Raw genomic sequence first — 26692 nt, forward strand, 5'->3', positions numbered from 1 at the left:
CGACCGACGCCTGTCCTTGAACCTCTACCTCCGTCCGGCCGCACGGAGAGCCAGAGGGAGAACCTGATGGTTGCTCCGCCTGCCGCGCCCGGGGTTCGACGTCGTCGCCGTCGATCCGTCCTCCAGCGCGACTGCGATGGCTCAAGAGGCGGAGGGGCGTGAGGGCCGCGGCATTGCCACCGGGCTTGAGCACCCGGGCGGCCTCCGACACGGTGATCGTCCAGACATCAGGCAGAGCGGCAGCCGCACCCGCGCGTCGTGCGGCTGCTGCGCGACGCGGCATCCGGTGGAGTGCGCATCGCGTCGATCTGTACGGGGGCCTTCGTTCTGGCGCGGGCCGGGTTGCTGGAAGGGTGCAGGGCGACGACCCACAGGCGGTTCGCCAGCATGTTGACCGACTGCTCGAGCCGTACGGCCCCCCTCCGATCCGGCCTGACGACAGCTGACCGGACATGCGAATCGTTGTACGCTGCCGGGACCGCCCTTGACCTGCGCTGAGCAGGCAGGGAGCAGACATATCGGGAGTTATTTCATGCTTCGCACCATGTTCAAGTCCAAGATCCACCGGGCCACCGTCACCCAGGCCGACCTGCACTACGTCGGATCCGTGACCATCGACGCCGATCTGCTGGACGCGGCGGATCTGCTGCCCGGGGAGCTGGTCCACATCGTGGACATCACCAATGGGGCGCGGTTGGAGACCTACGTCATCGAGGGGGAGCGCGGGTCCGGGGTCATCGGGATCAACGGCGCCGCCGCGCATCTGGTGCACCCCGGGGACCTGGTCATCCTCATCAGCTACGCGCAGGTCGAGGACGCCGAGGCCAGGGTGCTGAAGCCCCGGGTCGTGCACGTCGACGGCGACAATCGGATCGTCGAACTGGGTGCGGATCCCTCCGCGCCGGTGCCGGGTACGGATCAGGAGCGCAGCCCCCACGCGGTGGCCGTCTGAGGGGAGTCGGGGACCATGCCGCAGAGCCGAGGCGAGAGCCAGAGCCAGGGCCAGGGCCGGGACCGGGACCGGGACCGGGACCGGGACCGGGACCGGGACCGGAGCGCGTCGATCGAGTTCAAGGACGAGCGGGAGGCCGGTCGGCTGCTCGCGGTCGAGGGCGGGGTGGTGGTCGGCTTCATCGCCTACTTCGTCCTCGCCGAGGCGCCCCATGCCCTGGTGGCGGTGCACACCGTCGTCGAGCCGGGCCACGAGGGCCGGGGCATCGCCGGGGGGCTGGTGAGGACCTTCTACGGGATGGCCGCCGCCGAGGGCGTGCCCGTGGTTCCGCTCTGCCCGTACGCGGCGAGCTGGGCCGCCAAGCACCCCGACCAGGCGCCCGAGGCGTCCGCCGAAGTCGTGGCCGCGGCGAAGGCGCAGCTCGACTCCGATTCGGCCTTGTGGTGACGGGCTCCGGTCTGATCCTGCTGCACACCTCGCCCGTGCACGTCCCGGTCTTCGATGCCCTGCGCGACCGGCACCATCCCGGGGCCGTACTGCGGCACCTGGTGGCGCCGGAGCTGCTGGACCGGGCCCGCGCGGAAGGGCCGGAGTCCGTGGCTCCGGCCCTGCTGGGGCTGCTCGCCAAAGCCGGGCAGGGGCCCGTGCTGGTCACCTGCTCGACCATCGGCGCCACCGCGGAGTCCCTGGCTCCGGTGCTCGGCGCCCCGGTGCTGAGGGTGGACCGGCCGATGGCCGCCGCGGCGGTGCGCACCGGTGCGCGGATCGCCGTACTGGCCGCCCTGGAATCGACGCTCGCCCCGACCGCGCGGCTGCTGGCCGAGGAGGCCGGCGAGCGGCGCGTGTCGATCCGTACGCACCTGGTCGCCGGGGCCTGGGAGCGCTTCGAGGCGGGTGACACCGCCGGCTACCTCGCCCGGGTGGCCGCGGCCGCCGACGCCGTCACCGGGGCGGACGCGGACGTCATCGTGCTGGCCCAGGCCTCCATGGCCGGGGCCGCCGATCATGTCGCGACGCGGATCCCGGTGCTGTCCAGTCCGGCGCCGGGGCTGGCCGCGGGCCTGGGAATGCGTACGGCCCCGTAGGAGGGCGTAGCCGGAGCCGGGTGGGAAAATGGACCATATGGTGCGAAACGTAGAGCAGACGCAGCCGCCGGTCCCCGAGCCCATCCCGCGGCCGGTGCCCCCCGTGCCCGGCCCGGTCCCCGAGCCGGACCCGGTGCCTCCGCCGCCGGGGCCCGCGCCCATACCGCAGCCCGGGCCCTGGAGCTGAGCGGCCTCAGTCCGTACGGACCTCGGAGCGGTCGCCGCTCCAGAGGGTGTGGAACGAGCCCTCGCGGTCGGTCCGCCGGTAGGTGTGCGCCCCGAAGAAGTCCCGCTGCCCCTGCGTGAGGGCGGCCGGGAGCCGCTCCGCGCGCAGGGCGTCGTAGTACGCCAGGGAGGCCGCGAAGGCGGGTACCGGGATGCCCTGGCCGACCGCCGCCACGAGCACGGCCCGCCAGTCGTCCTGCGCCGCGCCGATCTCTCCCGCGAAGCTCTCGTCGGCCAGCAGGCTGGGCAGGTCCGGCCGGGCGTCGTACGCGGCGCGGATCCGGTCCAGGAACGCGGCCCGGATGATGCAGCCGCCGCGCCACAGCGAGGCCACCGCGCCCAGGTCCACGCCCCAGCCGTACTCCTCGCTGCCGGCCCGGATCTGGTGGAAGCCCTGGGTGTACGAGACGATCTTCGACGCGTACAGTGCCTGCTCCACCTGGGCGGCGAAGGCCTCCGCCGCCTCCGGTGAGAGCGGGACGGCCACCGGGCCCGCGAGCCCGCGAGCGGCCGTACGCAGCTCCGCGTGGCCGGAGACCGCGCGGGCGAAGACGGCCTCGGCGATCCCCGACACCGGCACCCCGAGGTCCAGGGCGATCTGCACGGTCCAGCGACCGGTGCCCTTCTGCTCGGCGGCGTCGGCGACGACGTCGACGTACGGGCGGCCGGTCGCGGCGTCCGTGTGCGCGAGCACCTCCGCCGTGATCTCGATCAGGTACGAGTCCAGGCGCCCCCGGTTCCACTCCCGGAAGGTCTCCGCGATCTTCGCGGGGGAGTAGCCCGCGACCTCGCGCAGCAGGTGGTAGGCCTCGGCGATGAGCTGCATGTCGGCGTACTCGATGCCGTTGTGCACCATCTTGACGAAGTGTCCGGCGCCGTCGGGGCCCACGTGCGAGGTGCACGGCGTTCCGTCGGCGGCCTTCGCGGAGATCTTCTCCAGCAGCGGACCGAGGGAGTCGTACGACTCCTTCGAGCCGCCCGGCATGATGCTCGGCCCGAGCAGCGCGCCCTCCTCGCCGCCGGAGATGCCCACGCCCACGAAGTGGATGCCCTGCTCGCGCAGTTCCCTCTCGCGGCGCCGCGTGTCCTCGAAGTGCGCGTTGCCGCCGTCGATGATGACGTCGCCCTCCTCCAGGAGCGGGGCGAACTCACGGATCACGGCATCGGTCGGCTCGCCGGCCTTCACCATGATGACGAGGCGGCGGGGGCGCTCCAGCGCGTCGACGAACTCCTTCGGCGAACCGGCCGGCACGAAGGTGCCCTCGTGCCCGAATTCCTCCACCAGTGCCGTGGTCTTCGCGGCGGTGCGGTTGTGGACGGCCACGGTGAATCCGTTGCGGGCGAAGTTGCGGGCGAGGTTGCTGCCCATGACCGCGAGCCCGGTGACGCCGATCTGGGCTGTGCTGGTGCTCATCGTTGCGCTCCTGCGTGCTTCGGTGTGCGGGGAACACCGACGCTACCGGCACCCGGGCCCGTACGGATCTTTTGGCCGTCGAGACACCGTCAATTTCCGCTGACGTGCGCCCCGTTGCGCCTCTTGTCATGCTCTGATCGCCCCGTTAAGTTGTGCGGTTCCTGATGTCTTCGATGGGGGCTCCCATGGGTGTACGGGGCCGGCACCGCCGGTATCAGCCGAGCAGCATCAACCGGGCGTCGCTGGCCGTCACCGCCGGCGGAGCCGGGATCGCGCTCCCGTTCATCGGCGCCGGGGTCGCCGACGCCGCCTCCGTGGACACCTGGAACAAGGTCGCCGCCTGCGAGTCGACCGACAACTGGCGCATCAACACCGGCAACGGCTACTACGGCGGCCTCCAGTTCAGCCAGAGCACCTGGCGGGCCTTCGGCGGCACCGCCTACGCCGCACGCGCCGACCTGGCCACCAAGGACCAGCAGATCGCGGTCGCGGAGAAGGTCCTGAAGGGCCAGGGGCCCGGGGCGTGGCCGCACTGCGGGAAGCAGGCCGGACTCAGCCGCAGCGGGCCGGCTCCGGCCGTCGCCCCACAGGCGGCGTTACGGGCCGGTTCGCAGCCCGGGGCGCCGTCGCAAGCGCAGCCCCAGGGGGCGAACGCGGCCCCGGCGCAGAGCGCCGCACCCCGTCCGACGGGGACCTCCGTGCTACCGAACCCCTACGTCGTCGCGCCCGGCGACTCCCTGTCCGCGATAGCCGCCGAGCAGCACGTCGAGGGCGGCTGGCAGGCGCTGTACGAGACCAACCGGGCCACCGTGGGCGGCAACCCGAACCTGATCTTCCCCGGCCAGCGGCTGATCTTGCGGATCACCGCCGCGCCGCCCGCGCAGAACCCCGAGAAGCCACCGCGGACCGCGGAACCGGTGAAACCCGTGGAGCCGGCGGCCGACAAGCCCGCCGAGAAGCCCGCGCCAACGAATCCACCCGAGAAAGCAGCCGAGAAGCCCGCCGAAAAACCGGTCGCGAAGCCCGCCGACAAGCCCGCCGACAAGCCCGCCGACAAGCCGGCGTCACAGCCCGCCTCAGTGCAGCAGAAGCCGGTTGCGGGCGGATTCTCCGCTCCCGTCGACGCCGCCCTCGGCACCGCGTACCGCGTCGCGGGCTCCTCCTGGTCCAGCGGCTACCACACGGGCGTCGACTTCCCCGTGGCGACCGGCACCGCCGTCAAGTCAGTCGGGCCCGGCCAGATCGTCTCCGCCGGCTGGGCCGGCGCCTACGGCTACCAGGTCGTCATCCGGCACACCGACGGCCGGTACTCCCAGTACGCCCACCTCTCGGCCCTCGGCGTGAAGGCCGGCCAGCAGGTCTCCGGAGGCCAGCGGATCGGCCGCTCCGGCTCGACCGGCAACAGCAGCGGCCCGCACCTGCACTTCGAGATGCGCACGGGGCCCGGCTACGGCTCCGACATCGACCCGCTGAAGTACCTCCGGAGCCATGGAGTCCGCATCTGACCCGCGCACGTGCGACGGCACGGCGGTGAGCAGGAGCAGTCCCGCCGCCGCCACCACGGCGCTGACCAGCGCCGCCGCCGTGCCCGCCGCCCCGTACCGGAAACCCTCGTCGAACAGCGAGATGCCGACCGTCGCCGCGACCACCGGGTTGATCACCGTCACCGTGGCCAGCGGCGCGGTCAGCCCGGCACCCCGGTAGGCCGCCTGCGACAGCAGCAGCCCGCCGGCCGCCAGCACCGCGATCGCCGCCAGATCCGGCCACACGCCGCCCAGCGCGCCCGGCCGGAAGTTCTCGGCCACCGACTTGGTGAACACCGAGGCCATGCCGAAGGCCGTACCGGCCGCCGCGGCCAGCAGCACGCTGCGCAGCACCGCCCGGTGCATCCGGTGCGCCGCCACGAACAGCACCGCCACCGCGGCCCCGGTCACCGTCAGCAGCAGGCTCCGCTCGTCCGCCGCCAGCGACTGCTCCGCCCGCCGGTCCCCGCCGGTCAGCGCCAGCAGCCCGGCGAGGCCCACCGTGGCCAGCAGCGCCCCGCGCCAGGCGGCCGCGCCCGCCCGGCGCCGTACGAAGACGGCCGCCATCGGCAGGGCGAAGACGATGGTGAGCGCGCCGAGCGGCTGGACCAGGCTCAGCGGCCCGTACGCGAGGGCCACCACGTGCAGCAGCGCACCGAGGCCGTTCAGCCCCACCGCCACCCACCAGCCGCCCCGCCGCAGCGGTGCGTACGGGCGGTCCGGCGTGCTCACCGCGACCCGTTCCTGGACGATCGCGCCGCCCGCGTACGCCAAGGCGGACACGAAGGAGAGCAGGACCGACAGCGCCAGTGCACTCATAAGGTCCACAATGCCCGACCCATCTGCGCTATTCCTCCGCCCACAGGTGGTCACGAGTCATACTCCCGACGTAGTACGGGAGTACGCAGAGCGTGGCCCTTCCACGAGTGGAAAGCGACCCCTACCGGGCCCCGGAGTCACCGGGCCGACCCGTACGGTGACGGGCCGCACGCGGTGCGTGAGTTCCCCGGAACGGGTTTGGCTCCGGGCGCGTGGGATCCGTACAGTTTCCCTTTTGAGGACTTCCGCAGCAGGCGGATGCGGACGAGTGATCAAGGAACGACAGCGGCAATGACGGTGACCGAAGACAGCCAGGACTACGGGCACGCCTACGGGCCGGGCATCGACCCCGATCGGCTCGCCCTCTGCCTCAGCGTGCTCGACGAGCTGGACAAGCTCGACGTCGACCACCCCGACGCGATCACCGTACGCCGCGCCACCGCGGGCCTCTACCGCACGGTCAAGCAGCGCCGCCGCCAGGAGCGCCGCGCCGCCAAGACCGCCAACGACAAGGCCGTCACCGAAGCCACCGCCACCGGCTCCGCCGAGCGCATCGACGACGAGACCCAGGGCAACGCCCTGACCGCCGCCGCCAAGGGCCCGATCGCCGGAATACTCCAGCGCCCGCGCTCCTGCTACATCTGCAAGACCCGCTACGTCGAGGTCGACGCGTTCTACCACCAGCTCTGCCAGGACTGCGCCGCCTTCAACCGCGCGCGCCGCGACGCCCGTACCGACCTGACCGGCCGCCGCGCCCTGCTCACCGGCGGCCGCGCCAAGATCGGCATGTACATCGCGCTGCGGCTGCTGCGCGACGGCGCGCACACCACCATCACCACCCGCTTCCCGGGCGACGCGATCCGCCGTTTCAAGGCCATGCCCGACAGCTCCGAGTGGCTGCACCGGCTGAAGATCGTCGGCATCGACCTGCGCGACCCGGCCCAGGTCGTCGCGCTCGCCGACTCGGTCGCCGCCGAGGGCCCGCTCGACATCCTGATCAACAACGCCGCGCAGACCGTACGCCGCTCCCCGGGCGCGTACAGCGAGCTCGTCGCCGCCGAGAACGCCCCGCTCCCGGCCGGCGAGCTGCCCGCCGCCGAGGTCATCGGCACCTTCGGCAGCGGCGCCGTCGACCGCGTCGCCGCGCTGCCCTCCGGCAAGGGCGAGAAGCTCAGCGCCCAGGACGTCACCGAGCTGGCGCTGGTCTCCGGCTCCGCCTCCCTGGAGCGGATCGCGGCCGGCACCGCCATCGACGCGGGCGGCCTGGTCCCGGACCTGCACGACACCAACAGCTGGATCCAGACGGTGTCCGAGGTGGACCCGATCGAGCTGCTCGAAGTGCAGCTGTGCAACTCCACCGCGCCGTTCATCCTGATCAGCAAGCTCCGCCCGGCGATGGCCGCGGCCGAGGCGGGCCGCAAGTACGTCGTCAACGTCTCCGCGATGGAGGGCGTCTTCAGCCGCGGTTACAAGGGCGCCGGTCATCCGCACACCAACATGGCGAAGGCCGCGCTGAACATGCTGACGCGCACCAGCGCCCAGGAGATGTTCCAGAAGGACCAGATCCTGATGACCGCCGTCGACACCGGCTGGATCACGGACGAGCGCCCGCACCCGGACAAGGTCCGCCTGGCCGAGGAGGGTTTCCACGCCCCGCTCGACCTGGTCGACGGCGCGGCCCGGGTCTACGACCCGATCGTCCGCGGCGAGGCCGGCGAGGACCTGTTCGGCGTCTTCCTGAAGGACTACGCCCCGGCGAACTGGTAGCCCCCGCGGCCTGCGGCCCTCCTGCCTGCGGACCCCGCTCCTACGAGATGCCCGCGCTCGACCCCCTCGGTGAACCGAGGGGGTCGAGCGCGTTCCCGGCCGGCCCGGCCGCCCGGCAGGCCCTGGCCGCGACCAGTTCGAGCAGCGGCCGCCAGTCCTCCAGTACGCCCGCGTCCAGACCGCAGTCCGCGGCCGCGTCGTGGGCCTGGCGCAGGCTGGCCACCGCGTCGGCCTGGTCGCCCCCGGCCTCGTCGCCCTCGCCGCGTCGTCCGGGGGCCGGCGCGTGCAGCCGTACCAGCCGTACCAGCCGTACCAGCCGGGCCACCCGCTCGCCCAGCAGCGGGCGGATCGCCTCCGCCGCGAGCTCCGCCGGCTCCGGCCGACCCGCTCCCTCACCCGGACGGAGCATCCGGCCGAGGTCGTGCACCAGGCCTGCGATCTGGAGTTCCTTGTCGAAGGGGTGCGAGCGGCGCAGCAGGGCCGCCGTCCGCAGACCGTGCTCGTCGCGGCAGCCGTGCAGCAGATCCATCAGCTCCAACACGCTTGTGACGTACGGAACTTCGAGCTCCGGCACCCAGGACCTCGCCACCGCCGACCCCCTCCGTCCCACCCCGCGCATCCGGCGTCGAGCAGACCATCCGTCACGTACCCGCCGACCTACGACGTGCTGAACTCGGGACGAAAATAAGAGGGCGCAGCGGGTTTTGCCTTCCGATCGAGCGGAGGTGCGCTCATATGTGTACTCTGGGGCATCAAGACGGCCCCATCCGGGCCGCGCTCCACGAAGGCGCCACCGCGTCCGGAAACCCTTTATCCCTTGCCCGGCGCGCGGTCCGCTTGCCGGGTTACGCGACGCAAAGGAGTGCGCGGTGACTGAAAAGACGCAGCCCGAACCGACGTTGCTGGAGCGGACGGGATCGCGGGCGAAGCCGCGAACCGACGAAATCGGAAGCCTTGAGGTCTGGGCCCGATCCGCCCCCATCCGGCTGGCCGGGTACGAGGACGACCTGGCGGAATCACACATCCTGCCCGGCATCGACTGACCGGCAGAGCGGTACCAAGCGCCCCCTCGTGCCGATATCGCACCGGGGGCGCTGCCCTGCCCGGTTGGTTCCCGAACCGCCTACGCCGTGAGCGTCATCGCTGTCGGCGATCACGACTTCCGCCGCCCCGCCCGTCCAGGGCAGGCTGACGCACATGAAGCTGCTGATGCTGGGTGGTACCGAATTCGTCGGACGTGCGATCACCGAGGAGGCCCTCGACCGGGGCTGGGAGGTGACCGTCTTCCACCGCGGACACCACGCGCCCCCGCCGGGGATCTCCGCCCTGCACGGGGACCGCACCGCACCCGGAGGGCTGGCCGCCCTCGCCGAGGGTGAGTGGGACCTCGTCGTCGACACCTGGGGCGGCGCCCCCACGGCGGTGCGCGACAGCGCCCGCCTGCTGCGCGAACGGGCCGGACGGTACGCGTACGTCTCCAGCCGCTCCGTGTACGCCTACCCCGCCTCCGCCGGCCTCGACGAGGACGGCCCCCTCGTCGAGGGCTCGCCGGACGCCGGGTCCACCGCCTACGCCGAGGACAAGCGCGGCGCCGAGATCGCCGCCCTCGACGCCTTCGGCGACCGCGCCCTCCTGGTGCGCGCCGGTCTGATCGTCGGCCCCTACGAGAACGTGGGCCGACTGCCGTGGTGGCTGAACCGCACCGCCCGCGGCGGCCCGGTGCTCGCCCCCGGCCCGCGCGAACTCCCCATCCAGTACATCGACGTACGCGACCTCGCGCGCTGGACCCTGGACGCCGCCGAGGCGGGACGCGACGGCGCGTACAACCTGGTCTCCCCGGTCGGCCACGCCACGATGGGCACCCTGCTCGACGCCTGCGCAGCCACCACCGGCGGGGGCGCCGAACTGCGCTGGACCGACCCGGCCCTGCTCCAGGAGGCGGGCGTCGAACCCTGGACCGAGCTCCCGATCTGGATCCCCGAGGGCGAGCCCTACGGCCACATGCACGGCGGCGACGTCTCCAAGGCGCTGGCGGCCGGCCTCAAGTGCCGGCCGGTGGAGGAGACGGTCGCCGACACCTGGGCCTGGCTCCGGACGCTCGGCGGAGTCGCGCCGCAGCGGCCCGACCGGCCCGCCCCGGGCATCTCCCCGGAGCGCGAGGCCGCGCTACTCGGGCTCTGACACCCGTACGTCCGCGAGGCGGGTCGGCGGAAGGTACTCGCGCACCAGTGTGCGGTGCCACCACGCTCCCGTCTCGCGCAGCTCCCGCCAGGTGGTGAACCGGTAGCGGTACAGCAGGGCCCGGACGTACAGGGGCGGAGCGTCCGGGAACGGATTGTGGCGCAGCAGCCGCAGTGTGTCCCGGTCGCCCGCCAGCAGCCGCTCCACGAACGGCCCGAACCAGTCCCGCGCATAGCCGGGGGAGATCGCCGCGAACCACATCAGCCAGTCCAGCCGCAGATGGTACGGGGCGAACTGGCGCGGAATCCTGCGCACTTCACCCGGCTTGCCCTTGAAGCCGTACTCCCGCCAGGCGCCGTCCGCGCGCGGCACCCGGTCTGCGGTGCCCTCCACCACCACCTCCATGCGGACCCGGCCGACCGAGCCGAAGGCCCCGTACGTGTTGACCAGGTGCAGCGCGTCGAAGGAGCGGTTCATCACCTGCCGGCGCGAGATCATGTTGAGCACCGGATGGCGGCTGAGGAAGAGGACCAGGGCGGTCACCGCGCAGACCAGGACCACGAACCACACCGGAGCCGCCCGGGAGGCGGCGGCCGGGGGAGCGCCCGCGAGCCCGGTGAAGTCCACGGCCGACACGGCTACCGTGATCGTCAGCCAGTTCAGCCAGGCGAAGTTGCCCGAGAGCACCAGCCACAGCTGCGTCGCGATGATGATCCCGGCGGCGTACGAGGCCACCGGCTGCGGAGTGAACAGCAGCACCGGGACGACCAGTTGGGTCACGTGGTTGGCTGCGCACTCCGCCCGGTGCAGCGGCTTCGGCAGATGGTGGAAGAACCAGCTCAGCGGCCCCGCCATCGGCTGCGTCTCGTGGTGGAAGTACAGGCAGGTCAGCTTGCGCCAGCAGGGGTCCCCGCGCATCTTGATCAGCCCGGCGCCGAATTCCACGCGGAAGAGCAGCCAGCGCAGCAGCCACAGCACCAGCACCGGCGGCCCGATCCGCGCATTGCCGAGGAAGACGGCGAGGAAGCCGACCTCCAGCAGCAGCGACTCCCAGCCGAAGGAGTACCAGGTCTGCCCGACGTTCACGATGGAGAGGTAGAGCAGCCACAGCACGGCCCACATCGCCATGGCAGCGCCCAGCGGCACCTCGTCCCCGGCCCCGGCGGCCAGCGCCGCGGCCAGCGCCGCCCCCGCCCAGGCGCAGCCCGCGAAGAGCCGGTCCGAGTAGCGCAGTTGGAACAGGCTCGGAGCGCGCCGGAAGGGCACGTACCGCACGTAGCGCGGCACGGGCAGCATGCCGTGCGCCCCGATCAGGGCCCGGAACTGCAGGGCGGCCCCGATGAAGGCCACGAGGTAGACACCGGCGAGGGCCCGCTGGAAGACCAGCCGGGCGATCCAGTAGCCGGGCGCCGTGAACCAGTCCATCCCCTCCAGTATCGGGCCGGTCAGCCGGACGTGGCCAGCTTGCGCAGGTGGTGGCCCAGCCAGCGTGCGTAGCGCAGCTGGAGGAAGGGGACCAGTGGGCCGCCGAGGCGGGTGTACCAGCTGTTCGGGCGGCTGAAGGCGGTCACCGTGAACCACACCGTCCCGTCGGGGTCCATGTCCACGATGAAGGACTCCTCGCCGCACTCGGGGTGGCCGGACAGGGTCCCGTAGGCGAAACCGATGCGTGCGGGCTCGTAGGCGGTCCAGATCACCTGGCACGGAGCGTCGATCCGCAACGGCCCGAGGCCGATCCCGACGACCACCCGGCTGCCCGGCCGGACGGCGCCGGCATCGGCCCGTATCCGCATCCCCGAGGTCCGGTGCGCGTGGAAGGTGGTCACCGCGGTGCCGGCGGCCTCGAAGACGGCCCGGCCGTGGCCGAGGCGGGTGCGGTGGTGCAGGTGGTTGTATCCGGCGGGCAGCGGCCGGTGGGCCGTCGCGCCCTTGTCGGGGTAGCTGAGGGTGTCCCGGCCGGCGCTGATGAGGCGGGTCATGGCGAGGTCTCCAGTCGGTCGGTCACCGGTCGGCGGTGGACAACGGGTGGTTGACAACGGGCGGTGGACATCGGGTGGTGGACAGTCGTCGGCGGTCAGTCGGCGCCAGGCCAGTAGCGAGCACAGGGCGAACCCGAGGGCGTTCCCGAGGCCGTGGGTCGCGGCCATCCAGGTCACGGTGGGGTGCACGATCCCGGTCGCCTCGCCGGCCGCCCACCACAGGGCGAGCAGCATGGTGGCCACCAGGACGGCCGCCGAGGTCGCGAGCAGCGCCCGTGTGGTCCGGTCCGGCCCGGCGGGCCGGATCTCCCGCCAGGTCAGCAGGGCCACGGCCCACATCCCGCCGGTCAGGACCACCGCGCCCAGCAGCTCGGCCCAGTCGTCGACGAAGTAGCCGAGGAGCACGAGCAGGGTGCCGGCCGGGACGCTGTACGCCGCCCCGCGCGACAGCCCGGTCGCGGACCGGGTGCGGACGGCCCGGCACACCAGCCCGGCGACCAGGGCGGCCGCGAATCCGGCGAAGTGGAAGTGCGGCACGGTCAGCGCCAGGATGTCGAGATCGAAGCCGAAGAGCCGGTACCCGGCGCGCTCGGCCACCAGCGCCGTCCCGGCGATCGAAGGCGAGACCAGCGCGGTGGCGACGGCGATCTCCGGCGGGGAGGGGCGGCCCCGTAGCAGGCGGAGGGGGGCCCGGGCCGCGAGCGCCAGGCAGACCGCCGCGTAGAGTGCGGCGAGCGCCGTCGCGGGCGCCCCGCGGGGCAGCCAGAGGCACAGCGCTCCGGGGGCCGCGAGCAGGGGCCAGAGGCGGGCCGTCCGGCGGAGCCCGGCCGGGTCGATCAGGCGCAGGCCCGCCGGGACGACGTAGAGCATGCCCAGGGTGACGATCACGTTCACCAGTACCGTCACCCTGGACTCCCCCCAACGCTGCGGTCGAACGCCTTGAACGCGTTCAACTCACGGTGGTGAGCCTAGGAGATTCCTTGAACATGTTCAAGGCGCTCTCCGGTTGCGGCTCTCGCGCGGATGCGGCAGACAAGAGGAAGCAACCGGGGCGAAAAGGGAGAATCACGTGCACGCACCGTCACTTCCGACACCTCGTCAGGCGTCGCGTCGTCATGCACCGGCCGGCGCCGCCCTCTTCGCCGTCCTCGGCCTGTTCGCCGCGGCCTGCGGCGGCTCGGACGAGCCGGCGAGCACCGCCGGATCCGAGAGCCAGGAGGTCCACCTCCAGCCCGTGGCCTCCGCGGGCCCCCACCCCTTCACCGCATCCTCGGCCACCGCCGAGTCCGCCCCCGTACAGCCCCCGCTGCCCAATCCGACCGGACAGGGCATCCGCACCGTCAACGCGGCCACCCCCGGCCTCTACGGCGGCACCCAGCGGCTCGGCAGCTGCGACGTGGAACAGCAGGTCCGTTTCCTGACCGCCGACAACGCCAAGGCCCGCGCCTTCGCCCAGGCCTCCGACATCGAACAGGCGAAGATCCCCGACTTCCTGCGCGAGCTCACCCCCGTCGTGCTGCGCGCGGACACCCGCGTCACCAGCCACGGCTTCCGCGACGGCCGCGCCGACAGTTTCCAGTCCGTCCTCCAGGCCGGCACGGCCGTCCTCGTCGACGAACACGGCATGCCCCGGGTCCGCTGCGGCTGCGGGAACCCGCTGGCCTCCCCGCGCGCCGCCAAGGGTTCCCCGGTACACAAGGGCGACCCGTGGAACGGCTACCAGCCCAACCAGGTCATCGTCATCGAACCCACCACCCATGTGATCAACAACCTGGTCATCGTCAACATCGCCGACAACACCTGGATCGAGCGCAAGCGGGGCGACGACGGCGCCCAGGACCGGACCCCGCAGGTGGTGCCCCCGTACGACCCGGCCGACGGCATCCCGACGGGGCCCCTCACCCCGCCCGGCACCACGCCGGCCGATCCGTGCCCGCCCGGTACGGCGGACTGTCCGCCGAACACGCAAAGCCCGTCGAACCCGTCCAGCCCGCAGAGCCCGGGCGACGTGCCGTCGGACCCGGCCGCCCAGCCACAGGACGCACCGTCCGACATCCCCTCGGACCTGCCGGGCGACGTGCCGTCGGACATCCCGTCCGACCTGGCGCCGCAGGACCCGAGTGACCCGGCGCTGCCCCTGGAGCCCGACGGATCGACGGCGCAACCGAGCGATCCGGACGTCCCGTCCACCGACCCCTCCACCGACCCGTTCGCCGACCCGGACCCGCAGCAGCAGCCCTCGGACGAGGGCCTCTCGCTGGAGAGCGCCTGACCGGCCCGTGTGTCATGGTGGATCGGTGCCGACCACCGTATCGCTGCCGGACGACTGGCCCGCACACCCGGACCGGTCGCTCTCGCTGAACCGCATGGGCAGTTTCGACTGGGACCTCGTGACCGGTCTCATGCACATGGACGAAGCGGCCCTCGACGTCTTCGACACGACCCCCGACGAGTACGACGGCCGGCCCGACTCCCTCGCCCCGCGCGTCCCGCCCGCCGAGGGCGCCCGGCTCGACGCGCTCGTCTCCTCCGCCCTCAAGAGCGGAGTGGACAGCTACGGCGCCTACTTCCGCATCCGCTGCCGCGACGGGCGGCTGCGCTGGACGCACACCCAGGGACGCGTGATGCGCGGGCCGGACCGGCGCCCGTACCGGATCATCGGCATCGTCCGGGACGCGACCGAGGAGCTCAGCCACTCGGCGGAGCGCCTCGGCCTGGACGAGGAACGGCGCCGCCAGACCTCGGTGGTCGAGAGCACCACCGCCGCCCTCGCGCACGCCCGGACCGTGCAGGACGTCATCGACGCGCTCGGCGACGCCCACGGCCTGGAACGGCTCGGGTCGATGGGCATGGTGATGGGCCTCGTGGAAGCCGGCCGGATCCACCTCGTCGCGGAGGGGCCGCAAGGCAGCTTCGTCCCTGGCACCCGCTACACCCGCATCGACGAGGAGTACCCGATGAGCGAGGTCGTCCGCTCGCTCCAGCCGCGCTTCCTCGACTCGGCGCAGGAGTTCGCCGAGGGCTATCCCGCGCTCTGGGCGAAGATCTCGAACATGCGGATCTCGGCAGCCGCCTATCTGCCGCTCATCGCCCAGGCCCGCCCGATCGGCGCGATCGGACTGCTCTACCAGGACAAGGACGGCTTCACCCAGGAGGAGCGCAACCTGCTCGTCGCACTCGGCAGCAGCATCGCGCAGAGCCTCCAGCGGGCCATGCTGCTGGAGCAGGAGCACGACCTGGCCGAGGGCCTGCAGCAGGCCATGCTGCCGCGGCGGATCCCGGCGGTGTCCGGTGGGGAGATCGCCGTACGGTACCGCTCCGCCCGGATGGGCCAGGACATCGGCGGGGACTGGTACGACGTCATCCCGCTGCCGGGCGGCCGGGTCGGCGCGGTGATCGGCGACGTCCAGGGCCACGACACGCACGCGGCGGCGGTCATGGGCCAGCTGCGGATCGTACTGCGCGCGTACGCCGCCGAGGGGCACGCGCCCGGCACGGTCATGGCCAGGGCCTCCGTCTTCCTGCACGAGCTGGACACCGACCGCTTCGCGACGTGCCTGTACGTGGAGGCCGACCTCTCGACGGGGGTGCTCCAGCTGGTCCGGGCGGGCCACATCGACCCGCTGCTGCGCACCCGTGACGGGGACTGCCACCGGCTCCCGGTGGCGGGCGGGATGCCGCTCGGCCTCTCGGCGGAGTTCGGCCGCCTCGAGTACCCGGTGACCACGGTGGAACTGGACCCCGAGGAAACGCTCCTGCTGTGCACCGACGGCCTGGTGGAAGAGCCCGGCGCCGACCTCGACGACGGGATCCGGCTGCTGACCTCCCTCGTCCGGGGCGGGCCGGCGGAGCTGCAGCTCCTGGCGGACCGGCTGTGCGAGGTCGTCGACGAACGGGGCGGGGACGACGACATGGCGCTGCTCCTGCTGCGCCGCAGCACGCAAGCCGCCCCCCGGGGCGGCGGCCGGCTGCAGCAGCACGTGGCACCGGGAGACCCCGAGGCGCTGGTGGCGGCCCGCCACATGATCGGGGCGGCGGTGCGCGCGTGGGGCGCGCGGGAACGGGCCGACGAGATCGAGCTCGTCGCGGACGAGCTGATCGTGAACGCGCTGATGCACACGGACGGCCCGGCGATCGTGACCCTGCGGGTCCTGACGGGTCCCGAGCGCAGGCTCCGGGTGGAGGTCGAGGACCGCTCCAGCGCGTTGCCGCGGCGGCGGGAGGCGGGGGAATCGGGGGTCTCGGGGCGGGGCCTGATGCTGGTGGATCGGCTGGCGGACGGGTGGGGCGTGGAGCCGCGGGGTGGTGGCAAGTGTGTGTGGTGCGAGTTCGTGATGGCGTAGGGCCGGTGCGGCGCCGCCGCGCAAGCGGCCCCGGGCTGCGCCCGGGCTACCCGGGGCTCCGCCCCGGACCCGCGCCTCAAACGCCGGCGAGGCTGAAAGATCGGGGCTCCGCCCCGGACCCCGCGCCTCAAACGCCGGCGGGGCTGGATTTGCCCGGCGGGGCTGGATTTGTGCCGGGGGCTGGATTTGGGTCCGGGCACTGGGAAAGTCCGTTGCGGGGGTGGCGGGGGTCCGTGAGGATCGGGGTGATGACGAACGCCATGGATGAAGTACGCCGATTGCTGGAGAAGGACGATCTGCCCGGAGCGGTACGGTCGCTGCGGCCGCACGCCGAGACGGCGTCGATCACCGAACTCGCCGAGGCCACACGGGCCTTGGCCGACGCCGCCGGGTTCGAGGACCTCGCCGACGCCGCCCGGGCCGCCGCCGAGCGGGCCGGCGAACCGCAGGCCCTCTACGACTTCGGCTACGCCTGCGTCGAGCGCGGCGTCGCCTTCCTCGCCGTCGCGCCGCTGCGCGAGGCGCTCCGACTGCTTCCCGACTCGCGCCCGCTGCTCGCCGAGCTGGTCTCCGCCCTGGAGGACGAGCACCGGCACGCCGAGGCCGCCGCGCTGCTCTCCGACCGGGGCGACCGGCTGCCCGCCTGGCCCGAGACGTACCTCCTCGTGCACCACACCCTGCTGGCCGGGGACCTGGACACCGCCGAGGGGCTGTTGCCCCGCCTCCCCGCACCCGAGGACGCGCAGTGGTCGGGCGCGCGCGAGCGCCAGACCCGCCAGGTGCTGCGCAGCGGCCAGTCCCGCAGGGCCCAGGTCACGGCCGGCCACGCGGATCCGCTCGGCCGCGCCGATCTGCGCGGCTGGCACTACGGCCTCACCGGCGGCCTGCTCGGCACCCTCTCCCCGTACGGCTGGGAGGCCGGGATGACCGGCCGGTACGCGTACCTCGGAGACAGCCACGAGCAGTGCCGGCGCGGCCTGGCCCGCCTCTCGCTCGCCCTGGAGGCCGCCGGGCGCCGCCCCGCCACGGTCTCGCTGCTGCCCGGCCGGTCCGACCGGATCCTCGGGCTCGCCGCCGCCCGGGTGCTGGGGCTGCCCGCCGTACCGTACGAGCCCCACCGCACGGACACGCTCGTCGTCGCGTACGACCTGAACGCGCTCGACCACGACCTCGTCCGTACGCTGCACGCGCGCGCCGACGGCCAGATCCTCTCCGAGCACGCCACCTGCTGGACCGACCCGCCCGCGGTGAGCGCGGACTTCAGCACGCTGCTGTGTCAGTACGTCTCCCCGCCGTGGAAGGACGACGACCGGCCCGAGGAGGAGATCGCCCGGGACGTCGCCGTGGCCGCCCCCGACCCGGACCAGGGCGACGGCGAGACCCCGCCCGACCCGGACGAGGCGTTCCGCGCCTTCGTGACCGCCGTCCGCACCGGCTGGCTCGCGGCCCCCCGCGACCGCGTCGCCTCGCCCGGCCCCGTGTCCAGCTCGCGCTTCGCCTGAGGCGGCGGCAGGCTGGGACCATGCCGGAGCTTCCCGAGGTCGAGGCCCTGCGGGAGTACCTCGACGAGCACCTCACCGGGCGGGTGGTCGAGCGCGTCCACCCGCTCGCCGTGAGCGTGCTCAAGACGTACGATCCGCCGCTGACCGCCCTCGAAGGGCAGCCGGCCGGTGCCACCGCCCGGTACGGCAAGTTCCTGGCCCTGCGGATCGGGGAGCTCCACCTCGTCACCCACCTGGCCCGGGCCGGCTGGCTGCGCTGGCAGGACAGCATGCCCGCGCAGCCGCCGCGCCCCGGCAAGGGGCCGCTCGCGCTGCGCGTGGTGCTGGAGGGCGGTGGCGGCTTCGACCTCACCGAGGCCGGGACCCAGAAGCGCCTCGCCGTCTATGTGGTGCGCGACCCGCAGGAGGTGCCCGGTATCGCCCGCCTCGGCCCCGATCCGCTCGCCGAGGACTTCGACCGGGACCGTTTCGTCGCGCTGCTCGCGGGGGAGCGGCGCCAGATCAAGGGCGTCCTGCGCGACCAGAGCGTCATCGCGGGGATAGGCAATGCCTACAGTGACGAGATCTTGCACGCGGCGAAGGTCTCACCGTTCAAGCTCGCCGCGTCCTTCAGCGAGGAGCAGCTGACCCAGCTCTACACGGCGGTCCAGGACACCCTGCGCGAGGCCGTCGCGCGGGCGCACGGGGTGGCCGCGGGGAAGCTCAAGGCCGAGAAGAAGAGCGGGCTGCGCGTGCACGGCCGGGCCGGGGAGCCGTGCCCGGTGTGCGGGGACACCGTCCGCTCGGTGTCCTTCGCCGACTCCTCGCTCGAGTACTGCCCCACCTGCCAGACCGGCGGAAAGCCGCTCGCCGACCGGCGGCTGTCACGCCTCCTCAAATAGCCGGGCGCTGCGTAGACTCCGGCACCATGCCCGAGGAGCAGCAGCAGTCGCCGCCCCGGCGCGAGATCGTCACCGGGGTGCCCCGGGGCGCCCGCCGCCGGCCGCCCGCGCACACCCCGGCGCGCTCGGAGATCTCCGAACAGACCACCCTCGGGGCCACGTACGTACGGGCCCTCATGCGCAGCCAGTTGCGCGCCGGGCTGGGTGCGCTGGCCGCGCTCGCCCTGCTCGTCGGGACGCTGCCGCTGGTGTTCGCGCTGCCGCGCGCCGCGTCGGGGCCGCTGGTCTGGGTGGTGCTCGGCCTGCTGGTGTATCCGGTGATGTGGCTCATCGCCCGGTGGTACGTCACCCGGGCGGAGCGCAACGAGGCCGATTTCACGGGCCTGGTGATGGACCCTGCGGAGAGGTCTCCCTAGTGCTTTGACCGGAAAGGTTCACCGGGTCACAGCGCCCGGCACGGCACCTCGCGGCGTTGTCGGACCGCGCAAGTACGTCCAGTACGAGCCGCGGTCCTCCGCCTTGCGATGCACCGCACCGGACGCCGCGACCCGGCAAACCTTTCCGGCCACAGCACTAGCCAGGGGTGTCTTCAGAACAGGTGCATCGCCAAGTGGCCCAGGGGCAGCCCGAGCTGCCAGGCCGGGGTCCACACGCGTGCGTTCTCGTCGAGCCCCGGCGGGGTGTCGGCGTGGCCGTGGCGACCGGGGTCGAGGTTGGTGGCGAACAGCTCGGTGTGGTCCAGCCAGCGCCATGCCGCCCGGGCCAGCTCCAGGTCGGGCTCCTCGCCGCGGCCGCGCTCCCTGGCCTCCTCGCCCAGCGCGAGGAAGCGGGTGTGCACCCAGTCGCGCCAGGGATGTCCGTACGCCGTGAGCGACAGCCACTCGTCGAGCTGTGAGACCACGCGGATCCCGGAGAGCTCGCCGGCCGCGTCCGAGAGGTAGATCGTCAGGGCGAGCGTGTCCCGTCCGGCCCGGAACTCCAGGGTGCTGACCGGGATCAGCCGGCCCGTGCGCAGCAGTTCGTCTGCGATGTACTCGGCGTAGAGCCAAGCCATGGGCACCGCGAGCCCGCCGTCACTGGTGCCGTTCATACCCTCGGGCTGCACCGTTCCACCTTCTCCCGCGCGTCGAGCGTCCCGTCGTCGTCAGCGTTGAGCCTTCACCGAGCGGATCGCGGAGCGGGGGATGTTTACTCAATTTGGACGTTCTGGTGCCGAATTCGATGCGTTTTATGTCCGGTCCGCATCCATTCGCGGCGTTCCCCGACCCCCTCCCCGACCCCTTCCCCGGCTCCTTCGCCGATCCCGGCCCCCGGCCCGAGGGTCAGGCTCCGAGGCCGTACTCGTACCCCTGCAAGCCCTTCCTGAGGGCGCGAAGGGCATAGTACGTACGGGATTTGACGGTTCCGGCCGGGATGCCGAGCTCGGCGGCGGCCTCGGCCACCGATCGATCCCGGAAGTAGACCTGCATCAGCACCTCCCGGTGCTCCGGCCCCAGGGACCCCATGGCCCGCCGGACGTCGATCGCCGTGACCGAGCCGGCCACCGCGTCCTCGGGCGCGGGTGCCTGCTCCAGGCCTTCCGGGTCCACCTCCAGCGGCCGTGACAGCCGGGCCCGCCGGGCGTCGATCGCGAGCCGCCGGGCCACGGTGAACAGCCAGGGGCGCATGGAGTCGTGCCCGCTGGCCAGGACCTCCGGGTGCTGCCAGACCCGTACGAGGGTCTCCTGTACGAGGTCCTCCGCGCGCTGGGCGTCCCCGGCCGTGAGGCCGAGCAGGAATCCGAACAGGGCCCGCCCGTGGTCGCGCTGGAGTTCGGCCAGCGCCTCGGGATCCGTGCGCGGGACGGTGGGGGAGAGCGGCACGAGGGGCTCCTTCCGAGGTGCGTGGGGGTCCGGTGTGGGCGGCGACGCGTCCACCCTGACCTGCACGGAGCCGCCCGGGAACCGTCCGGCCCCGGCGTTGCGCCCAAGCACCCGGGTCGTCCGCCGGGCGGCCGTGCCGGGCGGTGAACGGTCGAACGGCGCGGCGAACGGCACGAGGCGTGGCGCCGGCGCGAGGCGTAGCGGCCGCCATCAGGTCGCCCTGTGTGTCCGCCGTTGGAGTGGGTGTCGGTCCGGCGGGCGGACCGGGTTCTTGACTTGGGGCCGGTACTTCTATGGATTGCAGGTCATCGGATATCGGATAGTCGTATTAATGAGAGCTGGGCAGATGACCAAGCGAACCCGGCCGCGGGCGGTCGCCCTCCTGTCGGCCCTCCTCGTGTCCGCCGCCGGATGTTCGGCCGCCGGGGACCCCGCACCGGCCCGCCTCGGCGATTCCGGCGGACCGGCCGCCCCCTCCAGTGCCGCCGGGGCCCGCGCCGCCCGGGGCTTCACCCTGGTCGCGAGCGGCGACGTACTGCCGCACACCTCCGTCATCCGGTGGGCGGCGAACGACGCGGGCGGCGACGGCCACGACTTCAGGCCGATGTTCTCGGGCGTCAAGCCCCTGGTCTCCGCGGCCGACCTGGCCCTCTGCCACATGGAGACCATCTACGGGGAGGAGGGCGGCCCGTTCTCCGGCTACCCGGCCTTCACATCCCCGCCCGAGGTCGCCGACGGGCTGAAGGACGCAGGGTACGACGGCTGCTCCACGGCCTCGAACCACACCCTCGACGCCGGGGCCGCGGGGCTGCGCCGCACGCTGGACCGCTTCGACAAGGTCGGGCTGAAGCACGCCGGTTCGGCCCGTACGGCGGCCGAGGCGGCCGCGGTGACCACGTACACGGCGGGCTCCGCCAAGGTGGCACACCTCGCGTACACCTACGACACCAACGGCTACCCGATGCCCGAGGGCCAGCCGTGGGCGGTCAACCTGATGAAGCAGGACAAGATTATCGCGGATGCGCGGGCCGCCCGGAAGGCGGGCGCGGACGTGGTCCTGGTGAGCGTGCACTGGGGCACGGAGTGGCAGACCGAACCGGACGCGACGCAGCTCTCGCTGGGCAAGGCGCTGACCGCCTCGCAGACCGGCGGCCGGCCCGACATCGACCTGATCCTCGGCACGCACGCGCACGTCCCGCAGCCCTACGAGAAGGTCAACGGGACCTGGATCGTCTACGGCATGGGCGACCAGGTCGCGGGCGAGATGTTCAACTACACGGGTGCGCGCGACATGCGCGGCAACTACGGCTCGATCGGCCGCTTCACCTTCGCCCCGCCGGCCGCCGACGGGCAGCGCTGGCAGGTCACCAAGGCGGAGTTCGTCCCGCAGATGATGGACCTGTCCATCGGCCGGGTCGTCCACCTCCCCGACGCCCTCGCCGAGGACCCCGACCGGGACGACTACGAGCGCGCCCGGGACGCCATCAGCGAGGCCGTCCTCAGCCGCGGCGCAGCCAAGGACGGCCTCACGCTCTCTCATTAGGGGCCCGGTTGCCCTCCGGGGCGCCTCCGCCGCGCTGACCGGGCCGGTCAGGGCACCTCCCAGCGGTAGCCGGGGGAGCGGCGCGCCCAGCGCGGCCCCGGTCGGCCTCACCGGCCGGACCGGGTGAGGCCCGCATTCCACTCGGCGCGCGCACCCGCGCCGCCCTCCCTACAGTGCGAACCATGAGTGCGACCGTGGAGGAGACGCGCGGAACCCGGAACCGCTTCCTGAACCGGGTGCCCGACGGTTTCGGCGCGTTCTTCGGAACGCTCGGCCTGCTGTGCGCGCTGCTCTCGCTCTCCCCCACGCTGCGGCGGCTCCTGCGGCACGTCGTGCGGTTCCTCGACCTGATCGTCGTCCCGGTCAGCGCGAACCTCGCCTACGCCGTCTTCCTCTTCCTCCTCGCCGCGGCCCTCGGCACCCGCAAGAAGGTCGCCTGGTGGATCGTCGTCACCTATCTGGCCCTGCTGATCCTCGACGACGTCCTGGACATGGCCGTCGGCGACTACTGGATCGGCGTCCCCTCCATGGTCCTCGCCGTCGCCGCCCTGGCCGTGCTGATCGCCGCCCGCGACGAGTTCTACGCCGCCTCCCGGCCCGGGGCGCTGTGGCACGCCATGATCGTGCTCGGCCTCGGCCTGCTCGGCGCCGTCCTGGTCGGCTGGGGGCTCGTCGCCCTCTTCCCCGGCACCCTGCCCCGGGGCCACTGGCTGGACTGGGCCGCCAACCAGGTCTTCGGCGGCCTCTTCTCCGCCCGGCAGTTCGAGGGCCGCCCGCCCCGCCCGCTGCACTTCCTGCTCGGCCTCTTCGGCGCCCTCGCCCTGCTGAACGCCGCCGTGACCCTCTTCCGCTCCCAGCGACTGACCGCCGCCCTGCACGGGGACGAGGAGCCCCGCATCCGCGCCCTCCTCGGCGCCTACGGGCGGGCTGACTCCCTCGGCTACTTCGCCACCCGGCGCGACAAGGCCGTCGTCTTCGCCCCCAACGGCAAGGCCGCCGTCACCTACCGCGTCGAAGCCGGCGTCTGCCTGGCCAGCGGCGACCCGGTGGGCGACCCCGCCGCCTGGACCCCCGCCATCGACGCCTGGCTGACCGTGGCCCGTCGCTACGGCTGGCAGCCCGCCGTGATGGGCGCCTCCGAGGACGGCGCCACCGCCTACGCCCGCTCCGGACTCAGCGCCCTCCAGCTCGGCGACGAGGCCATCCTGCACGTCGCCCACTTCGACCTCGACGGCCGTGACATGCGCGTCACCCGCCAGGCCGTCAACCGGGTCCGGCGGACCGGCGCCACCACCCTCATCCGCCGCCACTCGGCCCTCTCCGAGGACGAGATGCAGATGATCGTGGACCGCGCCGACCGCTGGCGCGACACCGAGAACGAACGCGGCTTCTCCATGGCCCTGGACCGGCTCGGCGACCGCGCCGACGGGGACTGCCTGCTGGTCGAGGCCTTCGACGACAAGGGCGAGCTGATCGCCCTGCTCTCCTTCGTCCCCTGGGGCAAGGACGGCATTTCCCTCGACCTGATGCGCCGCGACCGCACCGCCCCCAACGGGGTCATGGAGTTCATGGTCGCCGAACTGTGCGCCGCGGCTCCCGGCCTGGGCGTGCGCAGGATCTCCCTCAACTTCGCCGTCTTCCGCTCCGCCTTCGAGGAGGGCGGCCGGATCGGCGCCGGCCCCGTCCTCAAGCTGTGGCGCAAGCTGCTGCTCTTCCTCTCCCGCTGGTGGCAGCTGGAAGCGCTGTACCGCTCGAACGTCAAGTACGGACCCGAGTGGTACCCGCGCTTCCTCTGCTACCAGGACGCCGGCTCGCTCGCCCGGGTCAGCCTCGCCTCCGGCATCGCCGAGGGCTTCGTCTCCGTACCCAGCCTGCGCACCCTGTGGGGCAACGGCCACCCCAAGGGCCTGACCGCCCCCGCCACAACCGAGGGGCTGCCCTCCATCGACTCCCTCGGCCTGGACGCCGTAGGGGAGGAGGGCGAGGGGATCAAGACGGAGCGGCTGCCCGAGCAGGTCCGCGTCCGCCACGCCAAGCTGGAACGCATCCGGGCGGCCGGAACCGACCCCTACCCGGTGGGAATCCCCCCGCGCACCCACACCGTCGCCCAGCTGAAGGCCCTCCACCCCGGTCATCCGCCCGGCACCCGGTCCGGCGAACCGGCCACCCTCGCCGGGCGCGTGATGGTCGTACGCGACCTCGGCGGCGTGGTCTTCTCCGTCCTGCGCGACTGGTCCGGGGACATACAGCTGATGCTCACCCGCGACGAGGCCGGGGCCGGCGTACTGGACGCCTTCACCTCCCAGGTCGACTTCGGCGACCACGTGCTCGTGAGCGGCGAGGTCGGCGCCAGCAAGGCAGGCGAACTGTCTCTCGTGGTCCGGTCCTGGCAGCTCACCGGCAAATGCCTGCGCCCCCTCCCCGACAAGCGCAAGGGCCTCGCCGACCCGGAGGCCCGGGTGCGGCGCCGCTACCTCGACCTCGTCGCGAGCCCCGAAGCCCGCGACGTCGTACGGGCCCGCTCCAGCGCGGTCCAGGCCCTGCGCCAGGGGCTGCTCGACCGCGGCTACCTGGAGGTCGAGACCCCGATGCTCCAGCAGATCCACGGCGGCGCCAACGCCCGGCCCTTCCGCACCCACATCAACGCCTACGACCTCGACCTGTACCTGCGCATCGCGCCCGAGCTGTACCTCAAGCGGCTCTGCGTCGGCGGTATGGAGAAGGTCTTCGAGATGGGCCGCACCTTCCGCAACGAAGGCGTCTCCTACAAGCACAACCCCGAGTTCACGATGCTGGAGGCCTACCAGGCCTTCGCCGACTACGACGTGATGCTCGACCTCACGCGCGAACTGATCCAGGGCGCCGCCACGGCCGCCTTCGGCTCGCCCGTCGCCCACAAGGCGGGCCCGGACGGCAAGCTGGTGGTCCACGACATCTCCGGGCCCTGGCCGGTCAAGACCGTGTACGGGGCCATCAGCGAGGCCCTCGGCGAGGAGGTCGACGCCGATACGGATGAGCACGTGCTGCGCGGACTCTGCGACCGGGCTCAGGTGCCGCACGCCCCCGAGGACACCCGCGGCGACGTGGTCCTGGAGATGTACGAGCGGCTGGTGGAGGAGCGGACCGGGCTGCCCACCTTCTACAAGGACTTCCCCACCGACGTCTCCCCGCTCACCCGCCAGCACCGCGAGGACCCGAGGCTGGCCGAGCGCTGGGACCTGGTCGCCTTCGGAACCGAACTGGGCACCGCCTACTCGGAGCTGACCGACCCCGTCGAGCAGCGGCGCCGGCTCACCGCACAGTCCCTGCTCGCGGCGGGCGGCGACCCGGAGGCCATGGAACTCGACAACGACTTCCTGGACGCGCTGGAGTACGCGATGCCGCCGACGGGCGGCCTGGGCATCGGCGTCGACCGCCTCGTCATGTTCCTCACTGGTCTGACGATCCGCGAGACGCTCCCGTTCCCCCTGGTGCGGCGCGGCTGAACGGGTGAGGGGCAGCAGGCGCGTCCGCGCCTCTCGACATCTGCGGCGATGTCGTTGATACGTAGTAATAATGAAAAATGACGAGCCGACAGTAGGGCGGCGCGTGGTCCTGCGTACCGCCGTCTTCCTCGGAGTCGCAGCCGCCGGACTGATCTCTTCCGGCAGCGAGGGCGGCGCGCCCGGCACGCCCGGGGGGCCGGGGGCGGGCGGTGCGCCGGGTCCCGCGGCCGGGTCCGGCCCGAACCCCGTGGCGGGGGCGCCCGGGGCGTTCCCCCAGGCGCTGCCCGAGAGGTCCTACCGGCTGCGCCCCATGACCTCCGAGGCCCCCGCCCGGCCGGCCGCCGTGAAACCGGCCGTCCGGACCCGGCCCATCCTGGAGATCCCGGTCGACGTGACCAAGGCGAGCGCCATGGTGCTCACCTTCGACGACGGGCCCGACCCCCGTTACACCCCGGGCATCCTCGACACCCTCGCCCGGTACCGCGTACGCGCCATGTTCTTCGTCTGCGGGGAGATGGCCGCGGAGAACCGGGACCTGGTGCGCCGGATGGTCGCCGAGGGGCACGTCATCGGCAATCACACCTGGACCCACCCGCTCATCCCCAGGCTCAGCCGGCCCGCCCTCGCCGCCGAGATCGGCCGCACGAGCGAGGTCGTACAGCAGACCGTCGGCGAGGCGCCGCTGTGGTTCCGGGCGCCGTACGGGGCGTGGAACAGGGCCGCCTTCGAGATCGGGGCCGATCTGGGCATGGAGCCGCTCGCCTGGACGCTGGACACCCTCGACTGGAAGGAGCCCGGCACCGCGACGATCATCTCCCGGGTCCTGGGCGGCGCGGGGCCCGGCGTGATCGTGCTGTCGCACGACGCGGGAGGCAACCGGTCGCAGAGCGTCCAGGCGCTCTCCGCCTACCTGCCCCAACTGCTCGCGCGGGGCTACCGGATGACCCTGCCGACGCTGCCGCCCCGGTGACGGGGCAGTGCTCGCGACGGCACGCCCCGCTGCACGAAAATCGCTGGTCGTGAGTTTGTTCAGGTCCTAGACGAGTAAGTCCGAAGTCTTCGTCAGTGGTCGTAGGCGATCAGTGATCGTGTGATGGCTGTGCCGTTGGCCCGGTTGTGCCAGATCGCTGC

General features: G+C 72.8%; 22 protein-coding genes and 2 pseudogenes. 16 read left to right on the forward strand and 8 right to left on the reverse strand.

Annotation, left to right across the window (positions count from 1 at the left end; genetic code table 11):
- Positions 1-291 precede the first annotated feature (291 nt).
- The 4 genes from ACZ4TV_RS20605 to ACZ4TV_RS20620 are packed head-to-tail and all read left to right on the forward strand — an operon-like array spanning position 292 to position 2037.
- Complete coding sequence (locus tag ACZ4TV_RS20605; RefSeq protein ID WP_468136151.1) at positions 292-498, forward strand: DJ-1/PfpI family protein; 207 nt, start codon at positions 292-294, stop codon at positions 496-498.
- A gap of 34 nt (positions 499-532) precedes the next feature.
- Positions 533-952, forward strand: coding sequence for an aspartate 1-decarboxylase (panD, locus tag ACZ4TV_RS20610; protein ID WP_327418234.1), 420 nt, complete (start codon positions 533-535; stop codon positions 950-952).
- A gap of 15 nt (positions 953-967) precedes the next feature.
- Positions 968-1399 (forward strand): GNAT family N-acetyltransferase, encoded by a 432-nt coding sequence (locus ACZ4TV_RS20615; protein WP_468136128.1) that lies wholly within the window; start codon positions 968-970, stop codon positions 1397-1399.
- Positions 1396-2037, forward strand: coding sequence for an aspartate/glutamate racemase family protein (locus tag ACZ4TV_RS20620; RefSeq protein WP_468136129.1), 642 nt, complete (start codon positions 1396-1398; stop codon positions 2035-2037). Before ACZ4TV_RS20615 ends, ACZ4TV_RS20620 begins: the two co-directional genes overlap by 4 nt.
- Before the next feature lie 193 nt (positions 2038-2230).
- On the opposite strand, the gene gndA is transcribed toward ACZ4TV_RS20620, so the two are convergent.
- The gene (gene gndA / locus ACZ4TV_RS20625; protein ID WP_468136130.1) at positions 2231-3676 is read right to left on the reverse strand and encodes an NADP-dependent phosphogluconate dehydrogenase; all 1446 of its coding nucleotides are present in this window, start codon (positions 3674-3676) and stop codon (positions 2231-2233) included.
- Positions 3677-3861: 185 nt separating this feature from the next.
- Here gndA and ACZ4TV_RS20630 point away from each other — a divergent pair, with 185 nt between their 5' ends.
- Positions 3862-5181, forward strand: a complete 1320-nt coding sequence (locus ACZ4TV_RS20630; RefSeq protein WP_468136131.1) for a transglycosylase family protein — start codon at positions 3862-3864, stop codon at positions 5179-5181.
- A gap of 60 nt (positions 5182-5241) precedes the next feature.
- Here ACZ4TV_RS20630 and ACZ4TV_RS20635 read toward each other — a convergent pair.
- Positions 5242-6018: pseudogene (locus ACZ4TV_RS20635) on the reverse strand (DMT family transporter); the annotation flags it as partial.
- Positions 6019-6309: 291 nt separating this feature from the next.
- On the opposite strand from ACZ4TV_RS20635, the gene ACZ4TV_RS20640 reads away from it, so the two are divergent.
- Positions 6310-7785: an SDR family NAD(P)-dependent oxidoreductase gene (locus ACZ4TV_RS20640; protein WP_468136132.1), complete on the forward strand. Its 1476-nt coding sequence runs from the start codon at positions 6310-6312 to the stop codon at positions 7783-7785.
- A 40-nt stretch (positions 7786-7825) separates the two neighbouring features.
- Here the strand turns inward: ACZ4TV_RS20640 and ACZ4TV_RS20645 are convergent, their stop codons facing one another.
- Positions 7826-8314 carry a hypothetical protein gene (locus ACZ4TV_RS20645; protein WP_468136152.1) on the reverse strand — a complete coding sequence of 163 codons (489 nt, stop codon included), beginning with the start codon at positions 8312-8314 and terminating at the stop codon, positions 7826-7828.
- Positions 8315-8654: 340 nt separating this feature from the next.
- On the opposite strand from ACZ4TV_RS20645, the gene ACZ4TV_RS20650 reads away from it, so the two are divergent.
- Together ACZ4TV_RS20650 and ACZ4TV_RS20655 are read left to right on the forward strand one after the other, a co-directional pair.
- Positions 8655-8828, forward strand: a complete 174-nt coding sequence (locus ACZ4TV_RS20650) for a hypothetical protein (RefSeq protein ID WP_468136133.1) — start codon at positions 8655-8657, stop codon at positions 8826-8828.
- Positions 8829-8982: 154 nt separating this feature from the next.
- A complete protein-coding gene (locus ACZ4TV_RS20655) occupies positions 8983-9966 on the forward strand; it encodes an NAD-dependent epimerase/dehydratase family protein (protein WP_468136134.1) in 984 nt (327 codons plus the stop codon).
- Here the strand turns inward: ACZ4TV_RS20655 and ACZ4TV_RS20660 are convergent.
- The 3 genes and pseudogenes from ACZ4TV_RS20660 to ACZ4TV_RS20670 all read right to left on the reverse strand — a co-directional run.
- Complete coding sequence (locus ACZ4TV_RS20660; protein ID WP_468136135.1) at positions 9952-11391, reverse strand: lipase maturation factor family protein; 1440 nt, start codon at positions 11389-11391, stop codon at positions 9952-9954. The genes ACZ4TV_RS20655 and ACZ4TV_RS20660 overlap by 15 nt on opposite strands.
- 20 nt (positions 11392-11411) lie before the next feature.
- Positions 11412-11945: a DUF1990 family protein gene (locus tag ACZ4TV_RS20665; RefSeq protein WP_468136153.1), complete on the reverse strand. Its 534-nt coding sequence runs from the start codon at positions 11943-11945 to the stop codon at positions 11412-11414.
- 87 nt (positions 11946-12032) lie between these two features.
- A pseudogene (locus ACZ4TV_RS20670) lies at positions 12033-12851 on the reverse strand (YndJ family protein); the annotation flags it as partial.
- Between the two features lie 163 nt (positions 12852-13014).
- Between ACZ4TV_RS20670 and ACZ4TV_RS20675 the strand changes: the two are divergent.
- The 5 genes from ACZ4TV_RS20675 (at position 13015) to ACZ4TV_RS20695 (ending at position 19087) form a co-directional block, all read left to right on the forward strand.
- Entirely contained in the window at positions 13015-14217 is a 1203-nt protein-coding gene (locus ACZ4TV_RS20675; protein WP_468136136.1) for a DUF6777 domain-containing protein, read from the forward strand.
- 7 nt (positions 14218-14224) lie between these two features.
- Positions 14225-16288: a SpoIIE family protein phosphatase gene (locus ACZ4TV_RS20680; RefSeq protein WP_468136137.1), complete on the forward strand. Its 2064-nt coding sequence runs from the start codon at positions 14225-14227 to the stop codon at positions 16286-16288.
- 248 nt (positions 16289-16536) lie between these two features.
- Entirely contained in the window at positions 16537-17790 is a 1254-nt protein-coding gene (locus ACZ4TV_RS20685; RefSeq protein WP_468136138.1) for a hypothetical protein, read from the forward strand.
- Between the two features lie 20 nt (positions 17791-17810).
- Positions 17811-18671 carry an Fpg/Nei family DNA glycosylase gene (locus ACZ4TV_RS20690; protein WP_468136139.1) on the forward strand — a complete coding sequence of 287 codons (861 nt, stop codon included), beginning with the start codon at positions 17811-17813 and terminating at the stop codon, positions 18669-18671.
- A 26-nt stretch (positions 18672-18697) separates the two neighbouring features.
- Positions 18698-19087, forward strand: a complete 390-nt coding sequence (locus ACZ4TV_RS20695) for a hypothetical protein (protein WP_468136140.1) — start codon at positions 18698-18700, stop codon at positions 19085-19087.
- A gap of 173 nt (positions 19088-19260) precedes the next feature.
- On the opposite strand, the gene ACZ4TV_RS20700 is transcribed toward ACZ4TV_RS20695, so the two are convergent.
- Together ACZ4TV_RS20700 and ACZ4TV_RS20705 are read right to left on the reverse strand one after the other, a co-directional pair.
- Complete coding sequence (locus ACZ4TV_RS20700; RefSeq protein ID WP_468136154.1) at positions 19261-19761, reverse strand: hypothetical protein; 501 nt, start codon at positions 19759-19761, stop codon at positions 19261-19263.
- A 232-nt stretch (positions 19762-19993) separates the two neighbouring features.
- Entirely contained in the window at positions 19994-20533 is a 540-nt protein-coding gene (locus ACZ4TV_RS20705; RefSeq protein ID WP_468136141.1) for a sigma-70 family RNA polymerase sigma factor, read from the reverse strand.
- 346 nt (positions 20534-20879) lie between these two features.
- On the opposite strand from ACZ4TV_RS20705, the gene ACZ4TV_RS20710 reads away from it, so the two are divergent.
- The 3 genes from ACZ4TV_RS20710 (at position 20880) to ACZ4TV_RS20720 (ending at position 26531) form a co-directional block, all read left to right on the forward strand.
- Positions 20880-22076, forward strand: coding sequence for a CapA family protein (locus ACZ4TV_RS20710; protein WP_468136142.1), 1197 nt, complete (start codon positions 20880-20882; stop codon positions 22074-22076).
- Between the two features lie 182 nt (positions 22077-22258).
- On the forward strand, positions 22259-25561 hold the full coding sequence (lysX, locus tag ACZ4TV_RS20715) for a bifunctional lysylphosphatidylglycerol synthetase/lysine--tRNA ligase LysX (RefSeq protein ID WP_468136143.1): 3303 nt from the start codon (positions 22259-22261) through the stop codon (positions 25559-25561).
- 70 nt (positions 25562-25631) lie between these two features.
- Positions 25632-26531 carry a polysaccharide deacetylase family protein gene (locus tag ACZ4TV_RS20720; protein WP_468136144.1) on the forward strand — a complete coding sequence of 300 codons (900 nt, stop codon included), beginning with the start codon at positions 25632-25634 and terminating at the stop codon, positions 26529-26531.
- Positions 26532-26692: the final 161 nt, after the last annotated feature.

The organism is Streptomyces sp. NPDC028910 (assembly GCF_055564955.1).